At 70.0% G+C, this 9,236-nt stretch carries 8 protein-coding genes; 2 read left to right on the top strand and 6 right to left on the bottom strand.

Going from position 1 to position 9,236, the window contains the following annotated elements; all coding sequences use genetic code 11:
• Positions 1-37 precede the first annotated feature (37 nt).
• Complete coding sequence (locus Q0A33_RS13150) at positions 38-826, bottom strand: hypothetical protein (RefSeq protein WP_291797560.1); 789 nt, start codon at positions 824-826, stop codon at positions 38-40.
• 38 nt (positions 827-864) lie between these two features.
• Between Q0A33_RS13150 and Q0A33_RS13145 the strand changes: the two genes are divergently transcribed.
• Together Q0A33_RS13145 and udk are read left to right on the top strand one after the other, a co-directional pair.
• Positions 865-1,911, top strand: coding sequence for an A/G-specific adenine glycosylase (locus Q0A33_RS13145; RefSeq protein WP_291797557.1), 1,047 nt, complete (start codon positions 865-867; stop codon positions 1,909-1,911).
• A 118-nt stretch (positions 1,912-2,029) separates the two neighbouring features.
• Entirely contained in the window at positions 2,030-2,638 is a 609-nt protein-coding gene (gene udk / locus Q0A33_RS13140; protein WP_291797555.1) for a uridine kinase, read from the top strand.
• A gap of 82 nt (positions 2,639-2,720) precedes the next feature.
• Here udk and Q0A33_RS13135 read toward each other — a convergent pair whose 3' ends face one another.
• The 5 genes from Q0A33_RS13135 to Q0A33_RS13115 form a co-directional block, all read right to left on the bottom strand.
• Complete coding sequence (locus Q0A33_RS13135) at positions 2,721-3,992, bottom strand: C4-dicarboxylate ABC transporter substrate-binding protein (protein ID WP_291797552.1); 1,272 nt, start codon at positions 3,990-3,992, stop codon at positions 2,721-2,723.
• A 278-nt stretch (positions 3,993-4,270) separates the two neighbouring features.
• Entirely contained in the window at positions 4,271-4,849 is a 579-nt protein-coding gene (locus tag Q0A33_RS13130; RefSeq protein ID WP_291797550.1) for a dihydrofolate reductase family protein, read from the bottom strand.
• A 165-nt stretch (positions 4,850-5,014) separates the two neighbouring features.
• Positions 5,015-5,716 (bottom strand): hypothetical protein, encoded by a 702-nt coding sequence (locus Q0A33_RS13125; protein WP_291797548.1) that lies wholly within the window; start codon positions 5,714-5,716, stop codon positions 5,015-5,017.
• 35 nt (positions 5,717-5,751) lie between these two features.
• Positions 5,752-6,318 carry an amino-acid N-acetyltransferase gene (locus tag Q0A33_RS13120; protein ID WP_291797545.1) on the bottom strand — a complete coding sequence of 189 codons (567 nt, stop codon included), beginning with the start codon at positions 6,316-6,318 and terminating at the stop codon, positions 5,752-5,754.
• Between the two features lie 203 nt (positions 6,319-6,521).
• Entirely contained in the window at positions 6,522-9,134 is a 2,613-nt protein-coding gene (locus Q0A33_RS13115) for an ATP-dependent Clp protease ATP-binding subunit (protein ID WP_291797542.1), read from the bottom strand.
• Positions 9,135-9,236: the final 102 nt, after the last annotated feature.

Below are 9,236 nucleotides of genomic sequence, written 5' to 3'. Positions count from 1 at the left end.
GGCCCGATAAGACATCGGCCTCGGCCGACACCTCCGGCTACACCGACTCCTCCGCTTCGTCCGCCGGCTCCGGAGACGCGATCTCGTCGACCACGGAGCCCGCGCCCTTGTCCGCTGCCTGGAGCACGAACGGCACCGATTCGCTCTCCTGATCGCCCAGTTTGACCACCACTTCGTAGTCGCCGGCGGAGAAGTCGTCGCCCACCTGGCGGCAGGAGTCGTCCACCGGGATCCGGTTCCAGGTGAACGTGGTCTTCTTCGACTCCCCGGCGGTGAAGACGATCCGGCTCTCCGCGTCGTCGTCCTCGCTGCGGCAGTACTCGGACGACCAGACGGTGTCCCCGTCGTGCCGGACGACGAACTCCTGCTGGGAGGTGCCCACGTCGATGAGGCAGTCCGCGTCGTGACCGTTCGTGACCTCGATGGTGAACTGCGGCTTCTCCCCCTTGGGGAACTCCTCCGCGTTCACCGCGGCCTTCACTCCCACCTCTCCGGCCGGGCAGTTGCCGGAGGCCGCGTCCCCCTCGGGCCCCGGAGCCGTGGGCTCTGCCACCGCCTCCACGGGCGCGGGCTGCGAGGCCTGCTCGCGCACCTTCCCGATGGCCTTGACCATGAGGGTCACGCCCAGCACCAGCAGCGCCACGACGATGAGGGCGAGGACGAACACGGTGATCCGCCGCCTGCGGTACATCGCACGGCGGGCGGCGTCCCGGGAGGCGGCGGTAGAGTACTGCTGGCTCTGCGGCCGCGCGGCAGGACGACCTGTGCGCCCGCCTGCGGCTCCGGTGGTGGGCCGTGTCCCCGGACCGCGTCTGTCACTGCTCATCGGCATGAGCCTACGCGGCACCGTACGAGAAGGACCACATGACACACCGCTCCACGCACCAGCAGCCTGCGGTCTCCCCCGTGACCGACGTGCCGTCCGCTCTTCCGCCGGTCGACGCGCAGGTGCTCGCGGAGACGCAGCGTGCCGTCGTCGGCTGGTACCGCGCGCATGCCCGGGACCTCCCCTGGCGTGAGAGCGCGGCGACTGCATGGTCGATCCTCGTGTGCGAGGTCATGAGCCAGCAGACGCCGGTGGTGCGGGTACTGCCCCGCTGGGAGGCGTGGATGGCGCGCTGGCCGAGGCCCTCCGACCTCGCCGCCGCCCCGGCCTCGGAGGTGCTCCTGGCCTGGGACAGCCTCGGGTATCCGCGGCGCGCACTGCGGCTCCAGGAGACCGCACGCGCCATCGCCGAGCTGCACGGGGACTCAGTGCCGGACTCCGAGGCCGCCCTGCGCGCGCTCCCCGGAGTGGGCGACTACACGGCCGCCGCCGTGACGAGCTTCGCGCATGGTCAGCGCACCGCGGTGCTGGACGTCAACGTGCGGCGCGTGCTGGCACGCAGCCTCGCGGGGCTCGAGCACCGCCCCTCCTCCGTCTCCCGGAGGGAGAGGGCCTGGGCCGAGGCGCTCGTCCCCGCCGAGGACCACGTGGAGTGGAACGCCGGGCTCATGGAGCTGGGCGCGCTCGTGTGCACCTCGCGTTCGCCGTCCTGCGAGCAGTGCCCGCTCGCCCAGCACTGCGTGTGGCTCGCCGCCGGGAGGCCCGCCCACCCCACGGCGGCCCGGCGCACCCAGGCGTGGGCGGGCACGGACAGGCAGCTGCGCGGCGCGATCATGCGCTGTCTGCGCGAGGCGAGCGCCGCGGAGCAGGAGGGCGTGCCCGTGCGGCTGCTCACCGCTCCGCTCACGGAACTCACCGATGACGAGGCCGAGGCCCTGGCCGCGCTGCCCGCACCGGTGCACTCCGCCGTCATGGCGGTGCGGAACCTGGACGCCGGGGGCGAGCGGACCGCGCGGCTCGTCGCGGACCTGCTGAGCGACGGCCTCGCCCAGCGGACGGACGCAGCACTCCACCTGCCGCACTGAGACCGGGCCGGACCGCGCACCCGCCTGTGGCCTCGGCGGCGGTTCCGCCCGCGGCTCAGCACGGCGGGAACCCCACTAGGATGGGGCGTCGACGTACACGAGGAGCACGGAGGACGATGTGGGAGCTCTGGCCGTTGGAGTGGCAGGCGGATCCGGCAGCGGGAAGACGACGCTGACGCGGGCGCTGCTGGAGGAGTTCGGCAACCGGTCCACCGTCCTCTTCCAGGACAACTACTACAAGCGCAACGACCACCTCGCCTTCGAGGAGCGCACGCAGCTCAACTACGACGCACCGGAGGCCTTCGACATCGACCTCATGGTCGACCAGGTCCGGCAGCTCAAGTCCGGGGTGCCCATCGAGTGCCCCGTCTACGACTTCACGGAGCACAACCGCTCCGCGGAGACGCTCACGGTGGAGCCCGCGCCGGTGATCCTCGTGGAGGGCATCCTGCTGTTCGCGGAGCCGCGGCTGTGCGAACTGCTCGACATCCGTCTGTTCGTGGACACGGATGCGGATGTGCGCATCCTCCGCCGGATCCGGCGGGACGTGGTGGAGCGCGGGCGGTCGCTGGAGTCCGTGGAGGAGCAGTACCTCTCCACCGTCAAGCCCATGCACGAGCTCTACGTGGAGCCGTCCAAGCGCAGGGCCGATCTCATCGTCCCGGAGGGCGGCCACAACACCGTCGCGCTGGACATGATCGTCCACCGCATCCGCCGGGAGTTCTGAGAGGCCCCCGGCTCCGCGGCGCCGGAGCATCGCCGCACCGGTGCCCGGCCGCCCGCGGTGTCCAGCCGCACGGCCGGACGCCTCAGGCCGGCCGGTGGGCGAGTGCCCCCGCCCTGAAGGCCTCCTCCGCCAGAGGACGGAAGTCGACGTCCTCCGGGTCGTACCACCGGTCGAGTTCGGAGAGCTCTCCGCCGTCCTCGTAGCCCAGCTCCGCCGCGCGCTCCATCCAGCGGGCGCCGCTCTCGACGAGGCCGTCCCGGACACTCGCGTCCACGACGCCGTCCGCCACCAGCTGCTCCGCGATCTCGCGCTGGGTGCTGAGGATCACCTCGGCGGCATCGGCGTCCATCTCGCGGAACTCACCGCCGGCCGCGCGCACGTCCGCCACCGCGTCCACGCTGGAGCCCACGACAGCGGCCGTGACCCCGTGCGTCCAGTCGATGCCCGCGGCGTCGAAGAGGATCTGGCGGTAGGCCAGCGGCAGCGCCTCGAAGCTCGATCCCGCCACGTGGCCGGCCGTCACAGCCCCGGTGAACCGCTCGTCTCCCAGCGTCGAGACCTGCGGCGCCGCCTCCAGGAGCCCCGTGGAGCCCGCCACCATCCCCTGGACGAAGATGCAGTCGACGGTGCTGCGCTGCAGCGCCTCGAACGCCTCCCCGTACTCCATCGAGACCGGGCTCGCCCCCAGATTCTGGGCGATGGGGGTCTGCACCGATCCGCCGATCCGGATCTGCCGCCCCTGCCAGTCGTCCAGTGCGGTGCCCTCGTCGCCACAGGCCGTCCAGTAGTTGCCGGACGTCACCATGGGGTTGAGCGGCACCAGCCCCTTGGAGGTGTACTCCTCGAGCAGCTCCGGATCGTTCCAGGCCGCTTCGCTCATCTGCGCCTGCATGGCGGCCTCCCCTGCGAGCGGGCTGCCGGAGACGTACTGGCTCAGCTTGTTGTACGCGTCGATCCGCGGGTATTCGGCGACGAAGTAGACCGGCACGGTGTATGCGAGGTCGAGGCGCCCGTCGGCCAGCGCATCGTCCACCTCCGGATATGCGGCGATGGACTGTCCCCACGCCACGTCGAAGCCGATCTTGCCGCCGGACCGCTCCTCGACGGCGTCCATGAACGACTGCTCCGCCACGGCGGCCGCGGCGTCCGGGGATGCGGCATAGGGCTGGATCGTCAGGGTGACGGGATCCAGGTCCGCCACGGCTGCGTCCACCTCCTCCTGCGCGGCGCCGAACTCGAAGCCGCCGGAGCCTCCGCCTCCGCCATCGCCCTTCCCCACCGCTCCGCCGCACGCGGAGAGCACCATGAGCAGCGGAGCCGCACACACGAGTGCTCTCCTGAACGTCGACACCATCGTCGGCCTTCTCCTTCACAGGTTCGGAACATCCGTTCCCGCGGCAGGCGCGGGCTCGCTCGTCTCTGAGCGGGGCCGCGTCCGGCCGCCGGACCGGCACGGGATCCGTCCGCGCCGTGGCCGTCCGTCTTCGCAGCCCGGAAGACGGCGAGCCTTCAGAGCTGCGGAGTCATGACCTGTCGAACGACCGATCAGCACTGGCCGGTTGTCTCGATCATAGAAGCATCGGGAGACGTGTCAAGGACCGGACGGACGATCTCCGCCGAGGCGCACGCGCCTCACTCCGCCGCGAGTCCGGCCCCGGCCCACGGCACCGCGTAACGCAGCAGCACGCCGCCGGAGTCCAGTGTCTGGCACTCCAGCTGTGTGAGCGGACGCAGCCCTCCGGCGGGCCGGAACAGAGGCGTCCCCTCGCCCAGGAGCACCGGGGCGATGCCCACGAGAAGCTCGTCCACCAGTCCTGCGGCGAGCAGAGAGTCCGTGAGGTCGGCACTGCCGAAGACGTAGATCGGCCTGTCCAGCTCCGCCTTGCGCCGCCGGAGTTCGCCGACGATGTCCGCGGTCACCTCGGTGTTCTCCCACGCGGCGGAGGTGAGCGTGTGCGAGGCGACGAGCTTGGGGGCGGCGTTCATGTAGGCGGCGATCTCCGGGTCGTCCTCGTCCGAGGACCAGTGCGCGGCCATGCCCTCGTACGTCACGCGGCCGAAGACCAGCAGGCCCAGGCTCTCACCGAATCCCAGGCTCAGCTGCCGCAGGTCCTCACCCCAGATGTGCTCGTGGAAGCTCAGGTCCCACTTCTCGGGGCCCTCGAACCGCCCGTCGAGCGACATGACGTTCCAGACGACGAGCTCTCCCATGGCTGGCCCCTTCCGGCCTCGTGCGGCGCTGCCGTCTCAGAGTATGCCCACGGGTTCCGGGGCACAACGGTTCCGGCGCGCGCATCATGACCGGCATCCGCACGCGGCGGTGCCTGGGAACGATGCCGACGACTCGGCCGGAACGATCGCGCCGCGCCGCCCCGGCTAGCGGCGCTCGAGTCCCGGAAGCCGCTCCGCCGCCTCACGCGGATCCTTCGTCAGCACCCGCACCGGCTCACGCGCGGCCCAGCTCGCCCGGGCGAGGGCCTCGCACCCGGCGGCCTGGGCGGCCTGGGCGATCCGTCCCACCACCTCGCGGGGATCGCGGTTCACCCCTGCGACCCAGACCCACCGCTGGTCCACCGTCAGCGGCGGAAGGTCCTGCAGCCTGGCGAATGTCCCTCGGTGACGGCGCGCCTCAGCGGCGCTCGGCCCCACGAGGTACACAGCCCTGTCCGTCCACCACGACGGCCGCACACTGGATCCGGTCAGAGGCAGGCCGAGGTGGCGCGCCGCCCACCTGCCTGCGCGCAACGGTGCCACCCCGCCGGGAGTCATCTGGTCAAAGCGGATCACGTACGGGCGCAAGCCCAGTGCGGTGGCGCCCAGGATCAGCCCGCGCTCGCAGACCACCAGCGTCTCGCTGCCCATCAGAATCAGCGGCAGCCCTGCCATCACTGCGTAGGCGGCGAACAGGGTCACGATCATGACCGGGCTCTCAGGCGGGTTGATGAGGCTCAGCGCGCACACGATCAGGAAGGCCAGCCCGAACGAGACCAGCGTCCGCGGACCCGGAGGATCCCGGTAGACAGCCAGTGCCTCGCCGAGTTCGTCGCGGTGCCGACGGACGGCGCCTCGTACGCTCACAACCGTGCTCCCTCGTCCGCAATCAGCTCAGTCCGTCAGAGCCTGCGGAGCATGCGGGTGTTGCCGAGCGTGTTGGGCTTCACCCGGGAGAGGTCGAGGAATTCCGCCGTGCCCTCGTCGCGGGAGCGCAGGATCTCCCCGTACGCCTCCTGCGACACCGGCGTGCCCTCGATGATCTCGAAGCCCAGGGCCGAGAAGAAGTCCGTCTCGAAGGTGAGGCAGAAGACCTGCCGCACGCCCTGTGCCCGTGCATCCGCGAGCACCTGCTCGACGAGGACCCGGCCCACGCCTCGGCCCCGGTATGCCGGGTCCGTCGCGATGGTGCGGGCCTCCGCCGTGTCCTCCCAGATGACGTGGCAGGCGGCGCAGCCCACGAGTGCCTCCCCGCCCTCGGCCTGCGGGTCCACCACCAGCCAGAACTCGTGGATGGCCTCGTAGTAGTCCACCCGTTCCTTCGCCACGAGGATCCTCTGCTCCACCATGGGCTGCAGCAGCTTCACGAGCGCAGGCACGTCCGTGGCGCGGGCGCGGCGCAGCACGAGACCGTGCGGGAGCTCGTGCGAACGGTACTGAGCGCTGATGAGATCGTCTGCGAAAGGCATTCCCCCATTCTCCCAGACGTCAGCCCTGACTGTTTCGCCTCCCGTCTGCGGATTCGCCGCACAGCACCGCGGAATCTGGCGAATCCGCAGACGGGAACGAAAGTCGAGGCCGCTCTCGTCTGCCGGCCCCCGCACACACGACGAAGCGCCGCCCGCGAGGAGAACCTCGCCGGCGGCGCTTGCGTGCTCAGCCGGGCGCTACCTCACTCAGAGTCCGCGGACTCGGCGACGGCCGCGTGGGCCTCCGCCCCGCCGGGGCCGGCGTCCGGGAGGCTCGCGGAGGAGTTCGCCGCACCGGCCTCGGGGAACGCCCCGGTGCCGGATCCGGTGTCCTCCGCAGCCGCGTCCAGGCGCTCGAGGATCCGCGGATCCTCCTCGCCCCGGAAGGTGAAGGTCTTGTCCAGGCCCTCTCCCTCGACGTCCACGAAGACGCGCTCTCCGGAGTGCAGCTCGTCGAAGAGGATGCGCTCGGAGAGCTGGTCCTCGATCTCCTGCTGGATCGTCCGGCGCAGCGGACGCGCGCCCAGCACCGGATCGTAGCCGCGATCCGCGAGCAGCTCCTTGGCCGCCTGCGTGAGCTCGATGCTCATGCCCTGGTCCGCGAGGCGCTTGTCCAGACGCGTGATGAAGAGATCGACGATCTCGAGGATCTCCTTCTTCTTCAGCTGCGGGAACACGATGGTGTCGTCCACGCGGTTGAGGAACTCCGGGCGGAAGTGCTGCTTGAGCTCCTCGTTCACCCGCTGCTTCATCCGCGTGTAGTCCGTCGTGGGATCGCCCTCGACCTGGAAGCCGATCTGCTGGCCCTGGGAGATGTTCCGGGTGCCCAGGTTCGTGGTCATGATGATGATGGTGTTCTTGAAGTCCACCTCACGACCCTGCGAATCCGTCAGACGGCCGTCCTCGAGGATCTGCAGCAGCGAGTTGAAGATGTCCGAGTGGGCCTTCTCCACCTCGTCGAACAGCACCACGGAGAACGGCTTGCGGCGGACCTTCTCCGTCAGCTGGCCGCCCTCCTCGTAGCCCACGTATCCGGGGGGCGAACCGAAGAGGCGGGAGACCGTGTGCTTCTCCGCGTACTCGGACATGTCCAGGCTGATGAGCGAGTTCTCGTCACCGAACAGGAACTCTGCGAGCGCCTTCGCCAGCTCCGTCTTGCCCACGCCAGTGGGACCGGCGAAGATGAACGAGCCCGAGGGGCGCTTGGGGTCCTTGAGGCCCGCACGGGTGCGGCGCATCGCCTTGGAGACGGACTTGATCGCGTCATCCTGGCCGATGATCCGCTTGTGCAGCTCGTCCTCCATGCGGAGCAGACGGGCGGACTCCTCCTCCGTGAGCTTGAAGACCGGGATGCCCGTGGCGTCGCCGAGAACCTCCGCGATCAGCTCCTCGTCCACGACGGCCGCACCGCGGTCGCCGGACTTCCAGCGGGCCTCCTTCTCCTCCTTCTGCTTGTTCAGCGCCATCTCCGCGTCGCGCTCGGACTGCGCGAGGTTGAAGTCCTGCGCGTCGATCGCGGCCTCCTTGCGGCGGCGCGCGGCGACGATCTGCTCGTCGAGCTCCTTGAGCTCCGGCGGGGCGGACATGCGGCGGATGCGCAGCTTCGCACCCGCTTCGTCGATGAGGTCGATCGCCTTGTCCGGGAGGAAGCGGTCATTCACGTAGCGGTCGGAGAGGTTGACCGCGGCTGCGAGGGCACCGTCCGTGATCGTCACCTTGTGGTGCGACTCGTACTTGTCCCGCAGCCCCTTCATCACGAGGATCGCGTCCGCGAGCGTGGGCTCCGGCACCTGGATGGGCTGGAAGCGACGCTCCAGCGCGGCGTCCTTCTCGATGTTCTTGCGGTACTCGTCCAGCGTGGTCGCACCGATCGTCTGGAGCTCGCCGCGCGCCAGCATGGGCTTGAGAATGCTCGCCGCATCGATCGCGCCCTCTGCTGCACCCGCTCCCACCAGCGTGTGGATCTCGTCGATGAAGAGGATGATGTCGCCCCGGGTGCGGATCTCCTTGAGCACCTTCTTCAGGCGCTCCTCGAAGTCGCCGCGGTACCGGGAGCCGGCCACCAGCGAACCGAGGTCCAGCGTGTAGAGCTGCTTGTCCTGCAGCGTCTCCGGCACATCGCCGTTGACGATGGCCTGTGCCAGCCCCTCGACGACGCTCGTCTTGCCCACACCGGGCTCGCCGATGAGGACGGGGTTGTTCTTGGTGCGGCGTGAGAGGATCTGCATGACGCGCTGCATCTGCAGCTCACGGCCCACCACGGGGTCCAGCTTGCCCTCACGGGCGGCAGCGGTGAGGTTGCGGCCGAACTGGTCGAGGACGAGCGAGCCGGACGGCGTGCCCTCCTCACGGGCGCCGGTGGAGGCCGGCTCCTTGCCCTGGTAGCCGGAGAGCAGCTTGATGACCTCCTGGCGCACGCGCGCCAGATCCGCTCCGAGCTTCACGAGCACCTGCGCCGCGACTCCCTCGCCCTCGCGGATGAGACCGAGAAGGATGTGCTCCGTGCCGATGTAGCTGTGGCCGAGCTGCAGCGCCTCGCGCAGGCTGAGCTCGAGGACCTTCTTGGCGCGCGGGGTGAACGGGATGTGACCCGAGGGGGCCTGCTGGCCCTCGCCGATGATCTCCGTCACCTGGGCGCGCACCTGCTCCAGGGAGATGCCCATGCCCTCGAGCGCCTTGGCCGCGACTCCCTCGCCCTCGTGGATGAGGCCGAGCAGGATGTGCTCCGTGCCGATGTAGTTGTGCTTGAGGAGCTTGGCCTCCTCCTGTGCGAGCACGACGACGCGCCGGGCTCTGTCGGTGAACCTTTCGAACATGTGGCCCTCCTCGTGGTCTGATTCCTAGCACTGTAACCAGGCGCCGGCGGCATGTATTGCGCTGTTCGCCGTGGGCCGAAACGTGTTCGCCACGAGCGAATT

Origin of the sequence: Brevibacterium sp. (assembly GCF_022712115.1) — a bacterium.
Lineage (GTDB): Bacteria > Actinomycetota > Actinomycetes > Actinomycetales > Brevibacteriaceae > Brevibacterium > Brevibacterium salitolerans.
The sequence above is the reverse complement of the archived record's forward strand: the minus strand, read 5'-3'. Positions and strand labels throughout refer to the sequence as shown.

Bases quoted from the DNA above. Each gene is read 5' to 3' on its own strand.
- Q0A33_RS13135 (WP_291797552.1), bottom strand. From the start codon at position 3,992: ATGGTGTCGACGTTCAGGAGAGCACTCGTGTGTGCGGCTCCGCTGCTC.
- Q0A33_RS13115 (WP_291797542.1), bottom strand. From the start codon at position 9,134: ATGTTCGAAAGGTTCACCGACAGAGCCCGGCGCGTCGTCGTGCTCGCA.
- Q0A33_RS13120 (WP_291797545.1), bottom strand. From the start codon at position 6,318: ATGCCTTTCGCAGACGATCTCATCAGCGCTCAGTACCGTTCGCACGAG.
- Q0A33_RS13130 (WP_291797550.1), bottom strand. From the start codon at position 4,849: ATGGGAGAGCTCGTCGTCTGGAACGTCATGTCGCTCGACGGGCGGTTC.
- Q0A33_RS13145 (WP_291797557.1), top strand. From the start codon at position 865: ATGACACACCGCTCCACGCACCAGCAGCCTGCGGTCTCCCCCGTGACC.
- Q0A33_RS13150 (WP_291797560.1), bottom strand. From the start codon at position 826: ATGAGCAGTGACAGACGCGGTCCGGGGACACGGCCCACCACCGGAGCC.